The 467-nt window shown below is 31.7% G+C and carries 1 protein-coding gene; it reads left to right on the top strand.

Going from position 1 to position 467, the window contains the following annotated elements; all coding sequences use genetic code 11:
- Positions 1-61: 61 nt before the first annotated feature.
- The coding region (locus RCF13_RS00985) for a hypothetical protein (protein WP_308140739.1) at positions 62-467 on the top strand (406 nt) is incomplete at its 3' end.

Raw genomic sequence — 467 nt, 5'->3', positions numbered from 1 at the left:
ATCTTGGAAGCCAATGATATTATCAATAAATTTAGAGGGTTTTCCAAGGAGAGTAGAGAGTATGCCGAAATATAAAGAACTAATAAACCATTTACATTGGAATTTGAGTCAAGAAATTCAGGAGAATGCTATAGAAGAGTTAAGCAAGTTATCAGTCAAAGAAATAAGGTATTTGATTCAACCGAAAGAAAAAGCCTATTGGCATAATGCTGCCATAGTAATCCAAAACATACTGAAAAGAAATCAGATTTCAAACCAAGAAGAAAAAGAAATCTTATTTTTGATGATGCAGTGGACTCAAGATTTAAACTGGCCAGGAGTAAATATTATAGTGGATACTTTAAAGATATTAGAGGTTGATTTAGTAAAAGAGCTGATACAAGAATCATTCAAAGTCGCAATAGAAGAAAATGATGAATGTTGGATGGACTCATTAGAAAGTATAGCTGAGGAATTAGGTTTTAATG

It is taken from the genome of Stenotrophomonas maltophilia group sp. RNC7, from assembly GCF_030910085.1.
GTDB lineage: Bacteria > Pseudomonadota > Gammaproteobacteria > Xanthomonadales > Xanthomonadaceae > Stenotrophomonas > Stenotrophomonas sepilia.
Note: the sequence above shows the minus strand (reverse complement) of the source record. Positions and strands in the feature narration are given on the sequence as shown.